The organism is Specibacter sp. BI4 (assembly GCF_056680095.1).
The window spans coordinates 1,591,537-1,613,126 of record NZ_CM155265.1 but is presented as its reverse complement, the minus strand read 5'-3'; the positions used below and the strand labels follow the sequence as shown (position 1 = coordinate 1,613,126).

Genomic DNA, 21,590 nt, shown 5'->3' with positions numbered 1-21,590 from the left:
GGATATGTTCCCAACGGATCCCGGGCAGCCCATACTGAAGCATCGGCGTTGCACACGGCCGCCAAGCAAACGCGGACAACAGACATTGCGGGGGAACCATGAAAAAATTGCGTGCCGGCCTCATTGCGTTTACTGTTGCCGGATCGTTGCTGTTGTCAGGCGCCGGGTTGGCCGCCTCGGCCTACACACCCGCGTTGAAGGGCGCAATTGGGGCGAAATACAATTCCATGGGCGGCCCGTCGTCACAGCTCGGAAGCCCCCTGTGGGAGGAATACAACATGCCGGGAGGCGCCCAACAGGACTTTCAATACGGCATCATTTTCTGGTCGCGGGTGGGCGGGGCACACCCCCTGTGGGGCGCCATCAACGCAAAGTGGTACCCCGGCCATGACGCCGGCTGGCCCATCCGCGACGAGGAACCGCTCGGTGGCGGCGCCGTCGCGCAGCACTTCACCAACGGAACCATGTATTACACGCCCCGCATCGGATTGCACTACATCGGTGCCGGCATTCGACAGGCCTGGTGGAACAAGGGCGGCCAGACAGGTGTGGCAGGCTACCCGGTGACTGACGAAAACTCCTGGTATCCCGGCGGCGCCGTCCAGACGTTCCAAGGCGGCACCTTCTACTTCACGCCCCAATACGGCACTCGGCTCCTGCAGGGCGCCATCCGCGCGGAGTACGAATACAACGGCGGCTACTTCTACATGGGCCGCCCTGTCACCGACGAATACGCCGCCAATGCCACGACGCGGGCCCAACGCTTTGAAGACGGCATCATCTACTGGTCGAACGGACGAACCTGGGTGTCGAGGTATTAAGCGCCCTCCCCAACAACAGCAATATTCCACGGACGATAAACTGCCAAATCTGCGAATGCCTGCAACTCGATAGTAGGCTGGCAGCATTGACCTCACGTCTTGAAGCCGCCCATTGCAGCCCCTGCAGTGAAAGGCCATGATCCCCTGCAATGTTCCGGAGCTTTCAATTGTCTTCCACACTCTCCAGATTGTTGACCACCCCGAGCAAGGCTTCGGTTCGCCGAACCGGTACATTCACGGCTGCGGGGTTGCTCACATTTTCCCTGCTGTTCTCGCTGGGAACTGTCCCGGCCCACGCGGCAACACTGCCCGCACAGGCGGAATCCGCGGAACCCGTCGCACCGTCGGCGTCCCTGGACGAAGCAACACCAGGCATGACGGCGGAATCACCTGAGACCCCGCCCGCACCCGAGCCTGCCGCAGAGCCCTCGGCGTCGGCGGAACCTGCGGAGACCGCAAGCCCAACGGAGACGGCTGACCCTGCCGTACCGCCCGCGGAGGCGCCCGAGCCCACCCCCGGACCGGAGGCATCTCCGGAAGCGACCACGCCGCCGGCCCCCACCCCTTCTGCCACTGCCGACGCGTCACCGACCGCAGTAGCCTCGCCGACGGCCAAAACGTCGCCGACGGCCGAAGCCGACGAAAACCTGCCGGATCCCGGCGCTTTCATGGGCCAGGGACTCGCGAAGGAAGAGGTGGGCATCGCTCCCGACGCCCCCATCTCCGCGAAGGCCCTCACCGCCAAGTTGGCAGCGAAGCCGGCGGCCGCGCCCTTGTGGGCACCTTCCGGCGGAGTTCTCGGCATGGATGTCAGCGGTTGGCAGGCCGATTCAGGCCATACACGAAGCACAGTCAACTGGGCCGGCGAATGGTCCCAGGGCGCCCGCTTTGTGTACACCAAGGCCACCGAGGGCAACAACTTCACGGACGCCTCCCGGACCTCACACCTCGCAGGCGCCACCAACGTGGGCATGCTCCACGGTGCTTACCACTTTGCACGGCCCAACCAGTCCTCGGCCATTTCGCAGGCAGACTATTTCGTCAAGAATGGCGGCACATGGAAGGCTGACGGAAAAACACTTCCACCCCTGCTAGACATTGAAAACAATCCCTATGGCGCGAATTGCTATGGCCTGAGCCAAAGCGCCATGGTCAGCTGGATCAAGGCCTTCTCCAACAGGGTGCTGGCGACGACCCAGCGGCTGCCCATGATCTACACGAATCTGGGTTGGTGGACATCGTGCACCGGCAATTCCAAGGCATTCACGAATCAGCCTCTGCACATCGCCGCGTACACCGGTGGCTCAGAACCCTTGATGCCGGCTGGTTGGGGCGTTTACAGCATGTGGCAGTTCAGTTCCTCCGGTCCCTTTGCCGGTGACTCCAATGTTTGGAATGGAACGACCACCAGCCTGAAAAGGTTTGCCGCGGGAACCACCGTGTCAAGAATCAGTGGCAAGAACCGCTATGAAGTCTCGGCGGCTGTGTCCAAGTCCACGTTCCCTGTCGGCACCAAAACCGCGTACATCGCCAGCGGCGCGGTCTACACCGACGCACTTTCAGGTTCGGCGGCGGCAGGGCACACCGACAGCCCGGTATTGCTGACAGGCACGGGCGTGCTGCCCGATGTCATCCGGGCTGAGCTCACCCGGCTCAAGCCCCAACGCATCGTCATCCTTGGCGGCACCGGAACCGTCAGCAACAGCGTCATGACGCTGTTGAAAAGGTTCAGCCCGTCCGTGAGCCGCATCAGCGGAAAGGACCGCTATGTCGTCTCGGCGGGTGTTTCAAGATCGACGTTCAAGGCAGGGACAAGCATTGCCTATATTGCCAGCGGAGCCATTTATACGGATGCGCTCACGGGGTCGGCCTTGGCTGGGCATCAGGGCGGCCCCGTGCTGCTGACCGCAAAGAACATCCTTCCCGATGCCATCCGCACAGAGCTGACCCGGCTGAAGCCCCAACGGATTGTGGTTCTTGGCGGCTCCGGCAGTGTCAGCGACAGTGTCATGAATCTGTTGAAGCGGTACAGCCCGTCTGTCAGCCGGATTAGCGGCGCCGACAGGTACGAGGTCTCGGCCTCCGTATCAAGGGGTGGCTACTGGGTGGGCACACAGACCGTCTACATCGCCAGCGGGGCGGTGTACACCGATGCGCTTTCAGGCTCCGCAGCGGCGGCCCGCAGGGGCAGCCCGGTCCTGCTGACTGCCCCCAATGTCCTGCCGAACTCCATCCGTGCAGAACTCAAGCGCATCAAACCGCAACGCATCGTCATCCTTGGCGGCACCGGAACCGTCAGTAACGCAGTACTGCGTGAGCTGCAGGTCTACGCGCAATAAGTCCAGGTGAAACGGCCGCCGCCATGCCGGGTCTGCCTTCAACGTCGTCTGTCCCGGTGTCGCGGATAACGCCGGTGGTCGGTTGGTGATGGCCATGGTTGTGCCGCCTGCAGCTGTACCCGCCACACTGGTCCTGGATCAGAAGGGGCGCGGCGCAGCCCAGATCATTGGCACGCCGGCCGGTGACTGGCCGGGAACGCCTGGTCCGCCAGTGACGATTTTGATCGAAGGCTCAACGGGCCGTGGCTATTGCTGCAACCGCTGAATCCCACAGCACCACCTGGGACTCGGCGGACAGCGTCCATGCGGCATCGTTCGCCGCCGATTTCCATTGTGCAGTTTCATTTTCAGTCAGGCCATTCAGTGCCGCGCGCAGCGCTTCGGCAGAGAAATCCTCCGTGATGGCGCCAAGCCCGAATTGATTGACCAATGAGACCATCGCCGGTGATGGGCCGGTGATCACACCGATGCGGGCCTGCACCGCCTCAAAAAATTTATTCGGCAGTGCATTCTGGAGGTTGAAAGTTGAGTTCGGCAGGAAACACATTGCCACGTCATAGTTGCGAATGAGCGAGACCAGTTCTTCATACGGTACCGGGTCAATGAAGCGGACGTTGGGCAGATCCACTGCCGATCGCTTCAATTCATCGACGTAGTCGGGCTCATTTGGCATGACAACCAAGTCGAGTTGGACGTTTTCGCCGACACCCTTCATGGCGTCAATGATCAATTCAATTTTTCGGTACCGCTGCCCTGCACCGCTGTAGATGACTTTCAGCGGCCCCGCGGTCTGCGTGGGCTCCGCATCAAGGAATGGGGCGGCGTTTGTCACAACACCAACCTGCACACCGAACCTGTCGCGGTACTCGTCGGCGATGCCCTGGGAAACGGTTGTCACGGAAGCTGCCAACGGCAGGTACTTCCGGCACATCCACCGCATGAACGGCGCCACGAAGACACGCCACTTCGGGTCTGATTCCTTTTCACTGGGCGCGTACTCGTGCAGGTCGGCATGGACTCCCAACCGTGGCTGCAGCTCCAGGGCAAGTGGCAGCGTGTTCAAGTCATTGGCCAAGATGATGTCGAACTGGCCGCGCGGAAGAATTCTCCGGGCTTCCTGAACCGCCGTCATTCCGCCGTACACCCGCTCGTATTGCCGGGCGATGAGTCCAAGCTTGTCCGACGACCATCCCCGGGCATCGGCCGGCAGCGGGTAATGCTTCTCGACGCCATCAGGGGCATCACCGTAGGCGCAGGTACTGATTTTGTACTTGCCCTTGAACAACTCAACCTGTTTGAGCACCCTGGGGTCTGAACGGATCGGCGAAAACGTAAGGATGAGCAGTGAGGGAAGGGAAGACATGGACTCCATTATCCTCGACGCGGCGAATGTCAGAAAATACGGCGGATCACGGGGATGCGAAGCGCGATGAGTGAAACAACAAAACTGCAGGTGAGAGTAACGAGGTACGTCACGGACAGTGCCCATAGTGAGTGTTGGGTCGATACAGCAGTCACATTGAGCCGGATGGCTTCGAAGATCACAAAGTGAACAAGGAAAACCCCAAAGGAGGCGTTGGACAGCGCCGTGACCGCGGTTCCCAAGCGGGGTGGCAGCTTCAGCCCCTGCGACGCTGAGAGGGCCACAACAAAAATTCCCAGGGAGATCGTGGCAACGAGCAGGCCAAAATACGATTCATTGATGAACAAGTCCGCCCACGGCAGGACTCCACTGTTGCCGTAGTGCCACACAGTAAAAGCCAGCATTCCTGCAACAAGTGTCCCCGCCCCGACCAGTCCGGCACCCTTCAACCGGACATTGCGAAGTGCATATCCGGCCACAAAGTAACCGACATAGGGAATCCACATTGTCAGGAAATTCAGGCTTATCGGGCGTGAAACATTAAAGTGTGCCAAGATGCCGGGCAGCATGTATGCGGCTGTCGACGCCGAAACGAGCACAGCCGCTGTAACCACAGCGCGTTTGGGCCCTCCCAACCGCAAGTGCGAAGCAATGAGGGGTGCAACTGCGTAGAGCCCAACAACAATCCACAGGAAGTACAGCTGGGTGAACACGGAACTGTCATACAGCAGCTGAATAATCCTGCCGGCCGACAACACTTCATCGCGCATCCAGATTCTTACGCCCACAAGATATATCAGGTTCCAGGCGACAAGCGCGGGCAGAATTCTGAGGGCACGTTTCTTGTAGAACTTTGCCGGTGCTTCGTGCAGTTGGGGTGAGCCGAGCAGCAAGGCGCCGGAGATCATGATGAAAACGGGAACGACCCAGATGAACCCGATGTCAATGGTTGTCGCGATCCACCAGGATGTCCCCGATTTTGGAGCTGCCCCCACCCGCAATCCGAAAACATGAATGGCAACGACACCGCAAATGCTGGCAATGCGCAACAGGTCAAGGCCGTGATTGCGCACCTTCTGCGGTCCCCTCGTCAAGGTCCCGGTGTTCGCAGGAACCTTGCTCATTCGGGGTTGGGGCCGTCCAACGCAGTTTCCGCCGGCTGGGCATCGCCGGCCCGGTGGGCGTAGGCACGTGCCACGGCTGCCGGTGACTGTGTCCTGCTGACCTCGTCTATGGCGATGCGGCGGGAGAGCTTCGTCAGGGTTGTCTCCATGGTGCGGAAGCGCTGATACGTCGTGGCCATGAACACGAGGAAACTCACGATCAATCCGTAGAGCACAAGGTCTGTTCCGCGTCCGATGCCAAAGAAGCGGGCAACATGGCTCAATAGGCCGGGGAAGAAGATTGACAGTGCGGCGATGCAGGCAAAGAGGATGAGGAGGATCCGGCGAATGGCCAAGTGCCTGGCGTTGGATCCTCCCCGCATCAAGGCAAGGGAAACCACAATGACGGCAAGGACAAGGGCGATTTGGACGACTATTTGCACTATGTCACCTAAACAAGAGGTCTGCGAGGATGTTGACTGAGTTCAGCAGGGACTGACCTTTGGCCTTGGAATAATCGGTGTAGATGATCTCAACAGGTTGTTCAACCCATACCGGCTTCATGTCAGCCAGTTGGTGGACCAGCTCGGAGGCATGTGCCATCCTGTTCTGGGTCAGGTGAATCCTGCGGGCCACCTGGGGGCTGAAGGCACGAAGTCCATTGTGGGCGTCCGTCAGTGCCATGCCGGTGGCCATTCGTGATTGCACGGCGGCAGTCCGCAGAACAACCCGCTTGGCCCAGGAGAGCTTTGTGCGTTTGTCCAGGAAACGTGATCCAAGCACAACTTCCGCTTCACCGGACTTGATGCGCTCGGCCATTGCCAGCGCGTCAACGACCCGGTGCTGTCCGTCCGCGTCAAAGGTGACTATGCAGTCCAGCTCGGGATCGCTCAAGGCGTATTCAAAGCCTGTCTGGAGTGAGGCGCCCTGTCCCAGATTGACTGGGTGTTGAATGACGACGGCTCCGGCTTCACGTGCTGCTTGTTGGGAGCCGTCGGTGCTGCCGTCGTCGACGCACACCACGAAGGGAAATACCTCTCGCAGCCCCGAAATAACGGTGCCAACAACCGACGCCTCGTTATACATTGGGATAACTATCCAAGTTCGACTCACTAAGACAGTATCCCACACAAGCAGGTTCGAGCCGGGTCAGCCATCACACGCAGGCTGCTCATTCCCGGGCCATCTGCGATAAGGCGTTGGCCATGGCAAAGGGGCCGTGAATGAGCGGTGCGCCAGTCTTGTTGCGCAGCTTCCAGACAGCCCAGTCGGCCTGGGGATCCGCGGAAACGACGATGTCTGCGGTGCACAGTGCCTGCGTGAGTGCGTCGTTCCTGGCCAGCGCCCGGGCGATGCGGTGTGAGGAAATGTTGTGGTCGCCCAAACGGCCTAGGACGCCGAGCGGTCCTTGCTTCCTTGCCAGCGAAGCCATGGCACGGGATGCCGGGCCGGGCTCCGACACTTCCAACGGCATGACGTCAAGCGCAGGCTTGCCCGCCACTGTGCCACCTCCGGAGAGTGTTGCCTGCACTGCCGTGCAGCTCAGTTGGACATGTGCAGGGACAGCTGCTTGCGCGGTCCGCCAAAAATCCTCGATGGCCAGGTCCGCACGGTCCATGCCGGCCACCAAGATTGCCAGATGGATTGCCTTGCTCACGAGTTGTTCCTATCGGCAGTCTGCGGATCGGTTGAGGGCTCGCCATCAATCAACGTGCGCAGTTCAGCAATGGCCGGGCGGAGCGTGGCAGAACGTTCAAAGCCCTGCCCGTACTCCCACGCCGCAGCCCAGCGTTGTGGATCCGGGGACGCCAATTCTGCAGCACAGGCCTTCAGCGCGTCCGCAATGCTTTCCTGGGACAGGTCCTTGGCCTCAAACCACAGTGGGTAATCCTTCAGTATTGTTGAGGCTGCACTGTCGGCTGCGTGGATGGAAACGATGGGCAGCCCGGTGGCCAAATACTCGGCGGTCTTGCCGCCGGTGACATATTTTCCGGGCGGAAGGATGAGCAGCAACGCGTCGACGCTTTGATAGAAGCTGGCGACTTCACGCTTGGAGATCGGGCCCTCATAGGCCAGCCCCCGGTGCCGCCCTGAATTGAATATCTCCAGGACATTGCCCGGTACGAGGCCGGTGGGGCTCAGTTTTCCCTTGAAGACGGCGTGGGCCTGCGGTGCGGCTTCATGGCCAAATGCGTTGTCCCAGCCGGCGAGGAATTCGGCCAGTGGAACGGCCGTGTACTGCAGGGTTCCCAAATATCCGAAGCGGGGTTCAGTGGTTGCCCTCGCAGCCGGTCTGCCATGGCCAGGCTGAGGATCAAAACCATTGGGCACAACCCGCATGTCGGCACTGACGTCGGGATAGCGGCGGGCATATTCGTCATGAATTGGATCATTGACAAACCAGCTTTGCAGTGCGCCCTGCAGGTATCCATGTTCCAGCCGTCCACGCTCGGATGAGACACTGAAAACCTCGGCACCCGTGAAGGTGTTGAAGGCCCAGGCATCCCGGTAATCCAGCACATACGGAACGTTTGGCAATTCGCCGGCAACCTTGAAGGAAACATAGGGGCTGGCTGATGCCATGACCAGGTCCACAGGCTTGCTGCGGTGAATGTCCTGTGCGGCTTGGCTGGCAGGCTTGTGCCACAAGGCATGGAAGTCTTCAGGGAATCCCTTGCGGCTTCGGCGTCGGAACATTTCCTTCCATACATAGGGGGCATGGATGCGGAACCGGGAATAGCGGCGAATGTCACGACGGCCCGGCTCCTCGGAACCGCCATCGGAAACGTGCACCACGTTGATGCGGGGATCGACGGCCTCCAGCAGCTGGTTGTCCATTCCAGTGAGCTCGGCCCAAATCTCCGCTTCCACTGTCAGCACCGTGACATCCCAGCCGGCTTCAACAAAACTATTTGCCACGGCTGTGCAGCGATAGACGGATGATGCCGAGCTGGGTGGAAATGCGAAGGCAATGTACAGCAGGTGGGGCCGGGTCACGCGTGGGCCCCCAAGACCTTTTCGTACCCTGAGACCAGGCGTGGAAGCAGGACCTCCGGGGAGTGTGTCCGGCGGATGTAGTCGACACCGCCCAGTTTTCCCGACAGCGCGACAGGATCTGCCAGCGACTCGCGCACGGCGTCCCCTACAGCCGCCCGCGCCACGGAAACGGTGGCGACGTCCGCCGGATAGCCCGGATCCTGGTCCGCAAAGATGGTGGGAATGCCCATGCCCATGGCCTCCAGTTCGCTGGTTGCCAGAATGCCCGCAATCTGGCCCACGGCGACGTGGGCACGCGACATCTCACGCAGGTACTCGGGCTTGGACATGTGCGGGAGCAGTTGCACACCCATCGCGGCAACCTCGGGTGCCCGGTCCCCCCAGTCCAGCCCGACAATGTCCACGTCCATTCCCTTCAAGGCCGCGACGACGTCGGCCGCGGTCTGCACCCACGCGTCACCGCCCTTTGAAGCATCCCAGCGGGACGGGAAGAACACTCTCGGCTTGGCTGCGGGAGCCCATTGCGGCAGCTCGGAAATGTCAACGGGGATTGGCATGTACTCTGCATCGGCCCGGGCATGCTCGGCCTTCTCACGGTTGTCCGGCGTGGCGTACCAGACCTGTCCTGCACCATCCACGTCGGTCTTTATCGCGGCATGGTGCTGCTCTTGCCAGTAGTTCTCCCGGATGTCTGTTCCGTGCAACGTCAGTGCATAGGGGCGGGCAAAACGCCCGCGGGCCCATTTCGCCCTTCCGCCCATGTTGACGTGCCACACCTGGGTACGGGGATAGGCGGCGGCCATGTCCATGAGGAAGCGGTAGTAGGCGATTTTTGATCCGCCACGGGTCCAGGGTCCCTCGACCATCTTCCACGGCAGCCCCTGCCGCCGGGCTTCTCGGAAAAAGTTTTTGCCGACGTCGGCACAGTCAAAGAGTTGCGTAACCCGTAGTTCCTTGCTCATGCCATCCATTGTCGCATCACGGGGAAAACTTCCCGCACAGCACCCGGGCCATCCCGAAGGCTTGTGTCCACACCCACAGGCAGAGTCCCGGCTTTTGGCTGCCTGGGGTGGGCCAGCCCGTAGAATGAAATGAATTCTTCCACTGCAGTACTGGAGTAAAACTTGAAAAATCTGCGCCGAACGCTTGGCCAGCTGTTGCCGTTGCTTCCCTCCAACGCGAGAAAGTTCCTGCTCCTCTTCGCTTCCCTGTCCTCCGTCCTTGTCATCCTTGACGCTGCCGCACTTGGCGTGTTTGCCCTGGTGTTGAACCAGATCATGCAGAGCCAGTCGGCGGGCGGGACCATGAAATTGCCCCTCCTGGGTGAAATCTCGCAAAACACAGGACTGGTCATCTTGATTGCCTCTGCCGGGGTCATGATCCTGAAATCATTCCTGAACATCTGGCTGCAGTGGATCTCCACCCGAAAGTTTGCCGACTACGAACTTGAAATTGGCACAGTACTTTTTCAAAGCTACATCCGGGCACCCTGGATATCACGCCAAAACAGGTCCACGAGCGAGTTGGTGCGCATGATCGATGTGGGCATCGCCAACACGATCTCGGGCGTGCTTTTCCCGGCCGTTGTGCTCCCGGCACAGGCCCTGACCTTCGTGTCGGTGTTTGTCATCCTCGTGGCCGCGTCCTGGCAGACAGCGCTCATCACTGTGGTCTACCTTGGCATCATTGCGGCGTTCCTTTACCTTTACCTGTCCAGGAAGTCCTACGAGGCGGGCCGGGTCAACCGGGATGCCGCGATGCGCATGTCAACACTCGTTGCAGAAATGCTGGCTGCCCTGAAGGAGATCACGCTCCGCGACAAGGCCAACGAAGTCGGCGACGTCGTCTACATCAGCCGGGAAAAGGCCGCCCGGTCCCGGTCCAACATCCGCTTCCTGGCCACGGTGCCAAAATTTGTGATCGACATGGCCCTCATTGGCGGATTCGTGCTCATTGGCACAGTTGGTTTCTTCACCGGCGGCATCGGCACGGCGATGTCCTCGGTGGCCATCTTCGCCCTTGCCGGGTTCAAGATGGTGCCAGCACTGACCACCATCCAGGGGCAGGTCACGCTGGTCCAGTCCACCCTGCCCTACACCGAACTTGTCATGGCGGACATCCGTGAGGCCGCAGACTTCCGTGACAACGCCGAAAAGCTGGGCAAGACACCCATCACCGGCGACCCTAAACTGCTCGAACTGCACGACGTCGAATTCACCTACCCCGGGGTGGACACGCCCGCCATCACCAATATCGACCTCTCCCTTCCGCTGGGCTCTTCTGTCGGGGTGGTGGGACAGTCCGGCGCCGGCAAGTCCACCTTGATCGACATCTTCCTCGGCCTGCTGGTGCCTTCCAGCGGTTCCATGACGCTCGACGGCGTGCCGCTGGAAGACGTGCTGGCCGACTGGCGCAAGCGGGTGGGCTACGTCCCACAGGAAGTCGCCATCTTTGACGGCACCGTCGCCCAAAACGTTGCCTTGTCCTGGGGCAGCGAAGTGGACGAGGAGCGAGTGCGCACCTCACTGGCCCGTGCCCAGTTGCTGGAGACTGTCGATGCCCGGCCTGAGGGCATCCACGGGCGTGTGGGCGAACGCGGCGGGTCACTCTCGGGCGGCCAGCGCCAACGTCTGGGCATTGCCCGCGCCCTCTACATGGATCCCCTGGTGCTGGTGATGGATGAAGCAACCAGCGCCCTGGACACGGCCACGGAGGCCGCCGTTGCGACGGCGATCAGCGAGCTCCAGGGCGATGTCACGGTGATTTCGGTGGCCCACCGTCTCTCCACGATCCGCAACTGTGACCAGGTTTTCTTCATGAGCGAAGGAACCATCGAGACGCGGGGAACCTTTGACGAGGTCGTGGCAGCCAACCCGGCCTTTGCCCAGCAGGCTGCCCTGGCCGGGCTGACGCAACAAGAGTCGGTTCCCGGGCAGCTCTCCTAAGGCAGTCGCGGGCTGCACGCCCACGGCAAGCGCCCCCGGCAGGTGTCTACGGCAGGTGTCTACGGCCGGCGGCCAGGGCAGGCGCTCAGGGCAGGTGGCTACGGCCGGGTGGCGATAAGCCCGGCCGTGGCCTCGGCATTCACTGCTGCGTTGTAGCGCTCCGCCCACAATTCCTTCGGCGAGTATACGCCCGGTTCCACGTTCAGCACCTGTTGCAGGGCTGCGACCAGGTCCTCGTCGCTGAAATCTGCCGGGATGAGTTCACCTGTCTTGAGTTCCTTGCCAACGATTTCCGCGGTGCCGCCCACATCCGTTGCGATGACGGGGATGTCGTGGGAAATGGCTTCCATGATGCTGACAGGCACACCTTCCGAGGCGCTGACATTGACGAGCGCAGCAATCCGGCGGCTCCGGTAGAACTCCATAATGTCCTGGTGCGGTGTTGCCCCGCGGATCTCGATGTACAGGCCGGCACGTTCCAGCTTGGCTGCCTTGTTCCGCAGTTCCTCCTCCAAGGCTCCGCCGCCGAAATGGATCCAGGTCAGGGGGGCCGCCAGCGGCAGCCGTTCCAGGGCATCAAGAATTCGGGCCACCCGTTTCACGGGAATGACGTTGGAACAGCTGACAATGGTTTGGCCGGTTTCCTTCACGCCTGCCCCGGGAACCGGCGGCACAACCGCCAGCAACGGCACATCCGCCTGCAGCGGTGCGGCGCTGCCCAATCGGCGCACAATGATTTTTCCGTCCAGCCTTTCCTGCGGATACGTCTCCATCAGGTAGCTGCGCGCCTGCCCCGAAATGGCCAGGATCCGGTCGCTGCGCCGAAACATCGACGGCCGGAACGGCAGGTAGCCGGACTCTTCCTCATACAGGTCGTAGCGGTGCAGGCGCAGGTTCACGGAAGCCACCCGGGCCCGGATCCACGGCACCAGCACACCGATGCCCATGCCCCAGAAGCTGTAGACGGTGGTCTCGACACCGTCCTCATACATCGCTGCCTTTAACCGGGGGTCGTTCGCCAGCCCCATGCCGGCCATGGCACCCAGCAAATAGGTGCCCACATGACCTGGCAGCCGGCCCGTCCTCAGCTCGGCCAACGTCACCTTGACGAATGTGCCGAGGCTTCGCGGCGAGAGCAGGGCCTTGACCTTTTGAGCCCGGGGTGTCCCGTACAGGCTTCCGCCGAAGCGGACATTGCCCGGCATCTGCGCCATGGCATCGGGCGTGCCCGGGGCATGGTTGAACACCACCACTTCATCGAAGTGTGCCGCCAGGGCAGGCATCTCGGCACCCACGAACACGTGGTCCCCGCTGGGAAAAGGGTATTGGTTGGCAAGCAGGACTAGTCGGCGAACGGCCACGAGGCTTCCTTGGAAATTGTCGAAGGGGTCAGGACCGGGCAACCGCGGCCAGGTACGCTTCATCAAAAAGTGCACCGACAGTCTCGGGTGAAAAGCGTTCCCTGATTGGTGCGGCAATGGATTCGGCGGAAACCGACTTGAAGGCGTCCACAGCATCGACGACGGCGGCCCCCAGCACCTCGGGGCGCGGGTCATCAACGAGCCTGCTGTTGGAGTCGTCGGCATAGTCGCTGAAGCCGCCCACCCGGGTGGCCACCACGGCACGCCCGGCAGCCAGCGCCTCTGCCGCGGAAGTGAAGAAGTTCTCCTGTTCCGTCGGAAGGAAAAAGAGGTCCGCGGCAGACAGGTAGGAAGCAACTTCGGCGGGCCGGACTGACCCGGCCAGGGTGACGGAACCGGCCAGGCCCAACTCGTCCACCAGTGCCTCGCACTCGGCGCGCTGGGGTCCGTCCCCCACCCACGTCAGGTGCGCGGCAATGCCCTGCTCCCGCAGCCAGGCAACAGTCTTGATGGTTGTCAGCGGACGTTTCCGCGGGATCAGCCCGCCCACGGCAACAAGTTGCAGCGGGTTGCCGAATCGGCTGGGCAGGACGGGACCGCGGCCCTTCACAACGCAGGGCACCACCCTGGCCGCGTTGGGCCGGGCAAAGCGCTGCATCTCTGCGGCCAGCTGGCCGGTCACACCCGTGACCACATGCGGGAACCGCAGCACGCGGCGCAGGCCCGAGAGCTTTTCCCACAGCGGCGAGACGCTGGCGGGGTTCACCACGCCGTTCCAGTGTTCAGTGTGCACCCATGGCTTGCCCCGGCCGACGGCCGTCCGCGAAGCCCAGGCCGGCAGTGCCAACAGGATCGAGGAGAACGCCATTGTGTGCACCACGTCGGCCCAGGCCAGTTCCCGCACAAGCAGCCGCTGGCAGGCCAGCAGGGTCAGGGGGTGTTTGGGGTCTGCGGCGACGCGGCGGACGGGGACACCTTCCCATCTGCCGTTGGTGTCGGCCGGCAGGGCCAGCGACGTTCCGAGACGGACGTGCACCACACGCACCTCGTGCCCCTGGCCCCGGATGGCCTCCACATGTTCGGCATTGAACGGCGCCTCAGCAGGGCGCTCCTCGTGGGGGTACCAGGTGGCGATGACCAAAATCTTCATGGGTTCCTTGACGGCGTCTGGGTAGATGGGGGAAAACACGGACAGGCTAGGACAGCAGCGCCGAGGCGCTCATGAAACGCAGCGGCGCCTCGGGATGCAGCAGGGCGGACACATCCCGTGGCAGCCACGTCCGCGGATTGCTGAACGTCCGCCGCAGCGTGGCCAGCGACTTCATGACCGAAGGATCCGGCTCCTGGCGGGCCACCGCGTCAAGCAGCATACGGTCGGCCAGCGACAGCGGCCGGGCAGCCCGCGGCGCGGCAAACAGCAGCCGCCGCGCCACCACGGCCATCTCCGCGGCGTCCTGCGCACACCAGCTGCCGGCCTCGGCCCGCAGCATGACGTGCCCAAAAACGTGCACGCGCAGCAGCTTCGTGACAATCGCCGTCCTGTCCCGGACGGCAAGGCCGGCAAACCAGTCGCTGTCCACGAGGTCGGCAGCAAATGCCAGGTCTTCGGTCACGGAGCGGGACGTCGCCGTCACCCGGACGACGGCGTCGTCGTGCACCAAATACCGCGGCAGGCCACGTCCGTAGCTGATCCGGGCGCCGGAGAACCACAGCGCGGCGGAGAACGACTGGTCCTCCCCCGTGGCATACCGGGTGGGCAAAACAAGGTCAAGGGCGCGGACCAGTGACAGCCGCATGATGCCCAGCGGGGCCGTGCGGTACGTGAGCCTGTCGGCCACCGGATCCAGGCCGGCTGACCGGTTACGGCGCACCACGGGTGTGCGGATCGCCCCACCGCCCGCGTGGGCCATGGGTGCGATCAGCACATCGGCAGAATCACCTTCGGCCCGCTGCACCCACTGTGCCAGGGCGCCGGGTTCCAGCGAATCGTCGCTGCCCATGATCGACACCCAGGTGCCCGTGGCCAGGGAAATACCCTGGTTGAACGGACCGGCGGGGCTCTTGATGCCGTCGGCGTACTCCACAAAGCGAACCCGCTCCCGGTGCTCCGGCGCCACCCGGTCGCGGATGGGCCCGGCCGCAGTGTTGTGGCACACCACCGTGACCCGCAGCCGGCCCGCCAAGGCTGCCTCGGTGGGCAGGCCCGACGCCATGAGGGACGCCACCGTGCGCTCGATGGGCCGGTCGGGCGTGTGCACCGCAATGACCACATCCACAAGCACTGAATCCATATTTACGTTCTCCACCCAGTAAGGTTATCGCGGAACCCCGGAACCACCCCGATACCCCGGAACCGCCCCAGGCAGGAGCCGCCATGCGCCAGAGCATCGAAGTCGCCATCCCCGTGCACGACCCCGCCCGCCCCCTGACCCGCTCCCTGGACTCGGTGCTGGGGCAGCAGCCGGAACTTGCCAGGCTCGGCGTCGAACTTCGCGTCACAGTGGTGTGCCACAACATCTCCGTCGGGGAGATCAAGGCTTCCGTCTCCCCCGAACAAGCAGCGGACGACGCCGTCACCTGGCTTCCCTGCCATGACGGCAGCAAGTCTCCGGCCGGCCCGCGCAACGCAGCGCTTGCGGCCAGTGCCGCAACGTTCCTGTGCTTCCTGGACTCCGACGATTACCTGGAAGCCGGTTCGCTGGGTGCCTGGTGGTTGGCAGCCCAGGAACATCAGGCCGCCGCCGTCATTGCACCGTTGCGAACACCGGACGGCACGATCCTGCGCACCCCGCGGATCCGCCCCGGCAAGCCCGCCGTGCTGGATCCTGTGCGTGACGGGCTGGCCTACCGCAGCCTGCCCTTTGGCCTGCTGCGGCGTGCGGCCCTGCTGGAGTGCGGATTTGGCTACGCCGAGGGCGTCCCGATCGGTGAGGACCTTGAGACCACTGTGAAGTTGTGGTTCAGGGGCGGCAGCATCGTGTACCCGTATGGGGCGCCGGCCTACTGCCAAACGGACGATTCGGGTCCGGCGCGGGTGACCAGCACGCTGCGCCCGCTCGCCGAGGAGTTCCAGTGGCTGGACGCGATGGTCCAGGCCCAGTGGCTGCGCCAGGCGCCGCTGCGGGAACGGCGCACCATTGCGCTGAAGCTCATGCGGATCCACGGCATCGGGGCGCTGCTGCGCCGCGGCCGGCTGCCGGGCACCGGCGCAAGTGCCGTGTGGTCCCCTGCGGAACAGGCCTCCTGGGCGACCATCAGCCGCAAGCTGCAGGACATGGCCGGCGGGGACCTTCCCGCCCTGAGCCGCAAGGATGCGCAGCTGTCCCGGGAGGCGGCAAAGGCGGGCAGCGAGGCGGAGCTGCGGGCCGCCGTCGTGCGTCATTCACAGGCCGGGCGGACAGGCGAACTCGTCACCGACAATCCCCTGGCACTCTTGACCCGTGATTCGGTGCTGCGCCACTATGTGAACGAGGCGCTGCGGGCGAAAACTGGGGTCTTCTCCCTCCGTTAGGCTTGAAGCATGCGGATTTTGAGTGTTGTGGGCGCACGCCCCCAGTTTGTAAAGCTTGCCCCGATAGCCCGGGCCATGGAGGGGCGGGCCGAGCACCTCATTGTGCACACGGGCCAGCACTACGACGAACTGATGTCGGACGTGTTCTTTCAGGACCTTGGCATTCCCGCGCCCGACTACAACCTGGGTGTGGGCTCCGGCAGGCACGGCGAGCAGACCGGAGCCATGATGGCCGGTCTGGAAAAGGTCTTCGAGGAGGCCAAGCCCGATGTTGTGCTCGTCTATGGCGACACGAACTCGACTCTGGCCGCGGCCCTGGCTGCCGTGAAAATGCACATTCCGGTGGCGCACCTGGAAGCCGGGCTGCGCTCCTTCAACCGGCGCATGCCGGAAGAACACAACCGGGTCCTGACCGACCATGCCGCGGACCTGCTGCTCTCCCCCACACAGGTGGGCATGGACCATCTGGCCAATGAGGGCCTGGCGGAACGCGCGGTCATGGTGGGCGACGTCATGACAGATGTCCTGTTCCGTGTCCGCGAACAGCTGTCGGCCGGCAATGAGCCAATCCCTGCCGGCCTCGACGCCGGCGAATACTACGTGTGCACCGTCCACCGCCCGGACAACACGGACGACCCCGCCAGGCTGAAGGCCATTGTGGACTCGCTCGCCGCGCTCAGCAAGCCGGTGCTGCTGCTGGCACATCCGCGGTTGAAGGCCCTGGCGGACAGCCACGGGATCGACCTGGCGGCAGGATCGCTGGTGCTCAGCGAGCCGCTGGCCTATCCGCAGCTGGTCAATGCCGTGGCCAACAGTGCCGGCGTCGTGACCGACTCCGGCGGGCTGCAGAAGGAAGCGTTCCTGCTGCGCGTGCCCTGCACGACCATCCGCCCGGAAACTGAATGGGTGGAAACCGTGCAGCTGGGCTGGAACGTACTTGTCAATGACGATCTGGGCCAGCTTGCGGGTGCCGTTGAGCGTCCGGCCCCTGCGGCAACGGATGCTGCGCCGTACGGCGACGGACATGCAGCGGTGCGCACGGTGGATGCGCTGCTGGACACCTTCGCCACGTAGCCGAAAATGGCGACGGCGGGTTCCGGACGATCATCCGGAACCCGCATTGGCCGCCCCTGCCCGCCCGTCAGGTCACGGCGAACCGCTGCCTGCCGGGCCCGACTGAGGCTTACCCCGGCTGAGACTTACAAGCGCCCCATGACGGCCTGTGCCGCGATCTTGCCGGAGGCGGCCAGGGAGGCGTTCTCCACCACCCAGCCGACCCGTGCTGCGCGAAGCTGTTCGGATGCCGCATCTGCGGAGGAGGAGCCAGTGGCGGAAGCCCCGGCGGAAGGTGTTCCCCCAGCCGCCTCGGCCAGGACCGCAACCATGGCGGCGGCAACGCTGTGCGCGTCATACGGGGCGGCGACGCCCAGCCGGCCCTCCTCGACTATCGCTGCCCCGTCTCCCTGCCCGGCAAAGATGACAGGGGCACCGCATCCTGCTGCGGCGTAAATCTTCGTGGGCTTGGCAAAGTCATAGCCCTGGCCGGGCTTGATGCTGACCAGCGCCCCGGCAGCGCCGCGGATCCATTGCGCCACCTCGGCCGGCGGCACCACGCCGCCAAAGTGGACGCCGCCGGGAACGAGCTGCCCGGCGATTTCCTGCAGGTGCGGTTCATCCGTGCCCTGGCCAAAGAAGCGGATCTCGGCATCCGGAAACTGTTCACGGACCAGCGGCAGTGCCCGGACAAAAATGTCGGCGCCCTGCCATTCACTCATCGTCCCCGTATAAATGAAATAAGGGCGGTCGGTGGAGGCTGCTGTGCCGTGGGGCGTGAAAATGCTGGTGTCCACACCATTGCCCACCACCACAATGCGCTCGGCCGGGACCTTGAACCTGGCGACTTGCTCTGCCACCGGTTCGGACACAGCGATGACTTTGGCAGCACGGCGCAGCACAAACCCTTCAACCGCACCCAGCACCTTTTTCACGACGGGTGAGACGTCCATGGCCGAGAGTGCCTCGCTCCAGATGTCGGCAGCGTAGTAAACATACGGACGACGGCGGATCAGTGAGGAGAGTGCCACAACGACGCCTGTTGTGGGCGGCGGCTCGGACACCACCACATCGGCCGGCGTCGCCAGCAGCCGGAAGAATGCGGGGATGTCGAAACTGAGGTATTGCACGTAGCCGCGCACGTACCCGCCGGCGTCGCGCAGCACGGGCCAGCGCTTGAGCTTGTAGCTTGGCTTGAACACGGCGCTGCCGGAGGGCAGCTTGGTGGTCAGCACCGCCACCTCGGCGCCCTGCTCCACAAGCCCGTCAACCAGGGCTTTCAAGCGGAAAGCCGCCGCCCCCACTTCAGGCGCATAGAGCCTGGTGGCAACGACGACTTTCAAGGGTTCTTGCACAGCCACTAAATCGTGATCCTCACGCTTTGGCCGGTCCGGCAGGATTCCAGCACGGCTTCTGCAACTACCAACGTTTCAAGGCCCTCTGCCATGCTGACTACGTCGCTGCGCAGCCCCAGGACGGCATCCCGGAACGCCTCGTGCTCGGTGCGCAGGGGTTCCGGTTTGGCGATCGCCAGCCGGGTGACGTTGCCCTCGGACACGCCCCGGAAGGCGCCGATGGAGTCCCACTCGGTGGCCACGGTGCCGTTTTCGTAAAACGTCAGGTCCGCCGTGACGGTGTCGGCCACGAAGGCGCCCTTTTCGCCGGTGACGATCGTCAGGCGCTCCTTCATCGGGGAGAGCCAATTCACGAGGTGGTTGGTGATGATGCCGTTTTCCAGCTTGCCGGTGGCCGAGACCATGTCCTCGTGCGGGCGGCCGCTGCGCGTGGTGGTCTGGGCAAAGATTGACTCGTAGTGGCTCTGGGCCAGCCACGCCGTCAGGTCGATGTCGTGCGTGCCCAGGTCCTTGACCACGCCGACGTCGGCAATCCTGGACGGGAACGGCCCCTGCCGGCGGGTGGCGATCTGGTAAACCGCACCAAGCTCACCATCGGCAATGCGCTTGCGCAGTGACTGCAGGGCCGGGTTGAACCGCTCAATATGCCCGACGGCGCCGACGAGCCCCTTGGCGGTGAAGGCGTCCAGGAGGCGCCTGCCCGCGGCGGTGCTGGCCGCGATGGGCTTTTCCACCAGGGTGTGGACCCCGGCCTCGGCCAGGGCGAGCCCGACCTCCTCGTGCATGCCCGTGGGCACGGCTGCAACGGCCATGTCGATGCCGGCGGCAATCAGTTCCTCAACACTGTTCAGGACAGGCAGTTCCTTGGCCACGCCATGCGGGTCGCCGTAGGCATCGGCAACGGCGACCAGCTCAACACCCTCAACTTCCCGGATGACCCGGGCATGGTGGCGGCCCATCATGCCGAGGCCGATGAGTCCTACGCGAAGGTTCGCCATGCTCAGGCACCAGCCTTCACGATGGTGTTGACAGCCGTGACGATGCGTTCCAGGTCATCCTGGGTCAGCGACGGATGGACCGGCAGCGACAGGACCTCCTTGGCCGCAATCTCCGTGTTTGGCAGGTCCTCAACACGGTTGAAGGACGGCAGCCGGTGGTTTGGCACCGGGTAGTACACGCCGGAGCCGATGTTGAACTCGGAGCGCAGGCGCTCGTGCAGTTCATCGCGTCCCTCGGGCACGCGGATCGTGTACTGGTGGTACACGTGCTCGGCGCCGTAGGCCACCTTGGGTGTTCCCACGCCCTCGAGGTTTGCCGTGAGGAAGGCCGCGTTGTCCTGGCGCTGCTTCGTCCAGCCCGTGATCTTCGTCAGCTGGACCCGGCCAATGGCCGCGTGCAGGTCGGTCATGCGGTTGTTGAAGCCCACGAGTTCGTTTTCATACTGGGTTTCCATGCCCTGGTTGCGCAGCAAACGCAGGTTTCGCTCGACAGTGGCGTCCGAGGTGGAGACCATGCCGCCCTCGCCGGAGGTCATGTTCTTGGTGGGGTACAGGCTGAACATGCCGAACTTGCCAAAGGTGCCCACCTTCTTCCCGTTGAGCGCAGCACCGTGGGCCTGGGCGGCGTCCTCGTACAGGTCGATGCCGTGCTTGTCGGCAAGGGCGGCAAAGGCCTCTGCCGCAAAGGGGTGCCCGTACAGGTGCACGGGCATGATGCCCTTGGTGTTCTCGGTGATGAGGGATTCCACGTGGGCCACGTCAAGGGCGTAGTAGTCAAGCTCAATGTCGGCAAAGACGGGCGTTGCACCCGTCAGGGCCACCGAGTTGCCGGTTGCCGCAAAAGTGAAGGACGGGACGATGACCTCATCGCCCGGGACGACGCCGGAGGCCAGCAGGCCCAGGTGCAGTCCCGAGGTGCCGGAGTTCACGGCGACGCCGGCCCGGCCGTCGAGCAGGACGTCGGAGAATTCCGTCTCAAAGGCGGCCACCTCCCTGCCCTGCGCCAACATGCCTGTCGCCATGACGGCGTCGACAGCTGCCCGTTCTTCGGCACCGATAATTGGTTTTGCTGCGGGAATGAAGTCGTGGCTCATGCGTTGTCCTCTACGGCATTCGGGGAGTACTCCTTCAGGAGGTCTCCATCTTCAATGTATTGTGCCCCGGTCTCCGGGCACACCCAGAAACCGCCGTCCTCGGCGAGGGGGAAGCCGGCCTTGCCGACCCAGCCCAGGCGGCGGGCGGGAACCCCTGCCATGAGGGCAAACGGGGGCACGTCCTTCGTCACCACGGACCCTGCCGCGATGGTGGCCCAACGGCCAATTCTCAGTGGCGCAATGCACACGGCACGGGCACCAATGGAGGCGCCGTCCTCAATCGTGACGCCGACGGGCGTCCAGTCGTGCGCGCTCTTAAGGGAGCCGTCGGGGCTCACGGCGCGCGGGTAGGTGTCGTTGGTCAGCACGACGGCGGGGCCGATGAAGACCCCATGGCCCAGCACCGCCGGCTCATACACCAGGGCGTAGTTCTGGATCTTGGAGTTGGCGCCGATGTGCACGCCGTTGCCAACGTAGGCCCCGCGGCCCACAATGCAGTTCTCGCCAAGGACGGCGTCCTCGCGCACCTGGGCCAGATGCCAGATTTTCGTGCCTTCGCCAAGGACAGCCTCGTCAGCAACGTCGGCGCTGGGGGCAATGTAAGTCATGCTGATCCTCCTGATCGAGATCGGATGCGGCCGGGAAAACCC

19 protein-coding genes are annotated in these 21,590 nt (G+C 63.5%); 5 read left to right on the top strand and 14 right to left on the bottom strand.

The window, feature by feature from the left end:
* Positions 1 to 98 precede the first annotated feature (98 nt).
* Both AC1L6K_RS07490 and AC1L6K_RS07485 read left to right on the top strand, forming a co-directional pair.
* Positions 99 to 821 carry an LGFP repeat-containing protein gene (locus AC1L6K_RS07490; protein ID WP_480952081.1) on the top strand — a complete coding sequence of 241 codons (723 nt, stop codon included), beginning with the start codon at positions 99 to 101 and terminating at the stop codon, positions 819 to 821.
* 188 nt (positions 822 to 1,009) lie between these two features.
* Positions 1,010 to 3,160: a cell wall-binding repeat-containing protein gene (locus tag AC1L6K_RS07485; protein ID WP_480952080.1), complete on the top strand. Its 2,151-nt coding sequence runs from the start codon at positions 1,010 to 1,012 to the stop codon at positions 3,158 to 3,160.
* Between the two features lie 232 nt (positions 3,161 to 3,392).
* Here AC1L6K_RS07485 and AC1L6K_RS07480 read toward each other — a convergent pair whose 3' ends face one another.
* The 7 genes from AC1L6K_RS07480 to AC1L6K_RS07450 form a co-directional block, all read right to left on the bottom strand.
* Positions 3,393 to 4,523 (bottom strand): glycosyltransferase, encoded by a 1,131-nt coding sequence (locus AC1L6K_RS07480; RefSeq protein ID WP_480952079.1) that lies wholly within the window; start codon positions 4,521 to 4,523, stop codon positions 3,393 to 3,395.
* 29 nt (positions 4,524 to 4,552) lie between these two features.
* A complete protein-coding gene (locus tag AC1L6K_RS07475; protein WP_480952078.1) occupies positions 4,553 to 5,647 on the bottom strand; it encodes an acyltransferase in 1,095 nt (364 codons plus the stop codon).
* Positions 5,644 to 6,069, bottom strand: coding sequence for a DUF2304 family protein (locus AC1L6K_RS07470; protein WP_480952077.1), 426 nt, complete (start codon positions 6,067 to 6,069; stop codon positions 5,644 to 5,646). Before AC1L6K_RS07470 ends, AC1L6K_RS07475 begins: the two co-directional genes overlap by 4 nt.
* 4 nt (positions 6,070 to 6,073) lie before the next feature.
* Positions 6,074 to 6,712, bottom strand: coding sequence for a glycosyltransferase family 2 protein (locus AC1L6K_RS07465; RefSeq protein WP_480952076.1), 639 nt, complete (start codon positions 6,710 to 6,712; stop codon positions 6,074 to 6,076).
* A gap of 85 nt (positions 6,713 to 6,797) precedes the next feature.
* Complete coding sequence (locus AC1L6K_RS07460) at positions 6,798 to 7,283, bottom strand: hypothetical protein (RefSeq protein WP_480952075.1); 486 nt, start codon at positions 7,281 to 7,283, stop codon at positions 6,798 to 6,800.
* Entirely contained in the window at positions 7,280 to 8,545 is a 1,266-nt protein-coding gene (locus tag AC1L6K_RS07455; RefSeq protein WP_480952074.1) for a glycosyltransferase family protein, read from the bottom strand. The genes AC1L6K_RS07460 and AC1L6K_RS07455 overlap by 4 nt, the downstream gene beginning before the upstream one ends.
* Positions 8,546 to 8,619: 74 nt before the next feature.
* Positions 8,620 to 9,585 (bottom strand): glycosyltransferase family protein, encoded by a 966-nt coding sequence (locus AC1L6K_RS07450; RefSeq protein ID WP_480952073.1) that lies wholly within the window; start codon positions 9,583 to 9,585, stop codon positions 8,620 to 8,622.
* Between the two features lie 162 nt (positions 9,586 to 9,747).
* On the opposite strand from AC1L6K_RS07450, the gene AC1L6K_RS07445 reads away from it, so the two are divergent.
* A complete protein-coding gene (locus AC1L6K_RS07445; protein ID WP_480952072.1) occupies positions 9,748 to 11,568 on the top strand; it encodes an ABC transporter ATP-binding protein in 1,821 nt (606 codons plus the stop codon).
* Between the two features lie 98 nt (positions 11,569 to 11,666).
* On the opposite strand, the gene AC1L6K_RS07440 is transcribed toward AC1L6K_RS07445, so the two are convergent.
* Genes AC1L6K_RS07440 through AC1L6K_RS07430 form a run of 3 tightly spaced genes read right to left on the bottom strand, consistent with a single transcriptional unit; the run spans position 11,667 to position 15,235 of the window.
* Positions 11,667 to 12,929: a glycosyltransferase gene (locus tag AC1L6K_RS07440; protein ID WP_480952071.1), complete on the bottom strand. Its 1,263-nt coding sequence runs from the start codon at positions 12,927 to 12,929 to the stop codon at positions 11,667 to 11,669.
* 28 nt (positions 12,930 to 12,957) lie between these two features.
* The gene (locus AC1L6K_RS07435; protein WP_480952070.1) at positions 12,958 to 14,079 is read right to left on the bottom strand and encodes a glycosyltransferase; all 1,122 of its coding nucleotides are present in this window, start codon (positions 14,077 to 14,079) and stop codon (positions 12,958 to 12,960) included.
* A gap of 46 nt (positions 14,080 to 14,125) precedes the next feature.
* Positions 14,126 to 15,235 carry a glycosyltransferase family A protein gene (locus tag AC1L6K_RS07430; RefSeq protein WP_480952069.1) on the bottom strand — a complete coding sequence of 370 codons (1,110 nt, stop codon included), beginning with the start codon at positions 15,233 to 15,235 and terminating at the stop codon, positions 14,126 to 14,128.
* A 68-nt stretch (positions 15,236 to 15,303) separates the two neighbouring features.
* On the opposite strand from AC1L6K_RS07430, the gene AC1L6K_RS07425 reads away from it, so the two are divergent.
* Entirely contained in the window at positions 15,304 to 16,440 is a 1,137-nt protein-coding gene (locus tag AC1L6K_RS07425) for a glycosyltransferase family 2 protein (protein WP_480952068.1), read from the top strand.
* A 9-nt stretch (positions 16,441 to 16,449) separates the two neighbouring features.
* Positions 16,450 to 17,514 carry a non-hydrolyzing UDP-N-acetylglucosamine 2-epimerase gene (wecB, locus tag AC1L6K_RS07420; protein ID WP_480952067.1) on the top strand — a complete coding sequence of 355 codons (1,065 nt, stop codon included), beginning with the start codon at positions 16,450 to 16,452 and terminating at the stop codon, positions 17,512 to 17,514.
* A 125-nt stretch (positions 17,515 to 17,639) separates the two neighbouring features.
* On the opposite strand, the gene AC1L6K_RS07415 is transcribed toward wecB, so the two are convergent.
* From AC1L6K_RS07415 to AC1L6K_RS07400, 4 genes are read right to left on the bottom strand one after another with little or no spacing between them, the layout of a single operon-like run.
* Positions 17,640 to 18,854, bottom strand: coding sequence for a glycosyltransferase family 4 protein (locus AC1L6K_RS07415; protein ID WP_480952066.1), 1,215 nt, complete (start codon positions 18,852 to 18,854; stop codon positions 17,640 to 17,642).
* Positions 18,854 to 19,846 (bottom strand): Gfo/Idh/MocA family oxidoreductase, encoded by a 993-nt coding sequence (locus AC1L6K_RS07410; protein WP_480952065.1) that lies wholly within the window; start codon positions 19,844 to 19,846, stop codon positions 18,854 to 18,856. Before AC1L6K_RS07410 ends, AC1L6K_RS07415 begins: the two co-directional genes overlap by 1 nt.
* Before the next feature lie 2 nt (positions 19,847 to 19,848).
* Positions 19,849 to 20,940 (bottom strand): DegT/DnrJ/EryC1/StrS family aminotransferase, encoded by a 1,092-nt coding sequence (locus AC1L6K_RS07405; RefSeq protein ID WP_480952064.1) that lies wholly within the window; start codon positions 20,938 to 20,940, stop codon positions 19,849 to 19,851.
* Positions 20,937 to 21,548, bottom strand: coding sequence for an acyltransferase (locus tag AC1L6K_RS07400; protein ID WP_480952063.1), 612 nt, complete (start codon positions 21,546 to 21,548; stop codon positions 20,937 to 20,939). The genes AC1L6K_RS07405 and AC1L6K_RS07400 overlap by 4 nt, the downstream gene beginning before the upstream one ends.
* Positions 21,549 to 21,590: the final 42 nt, after the last annotated feature.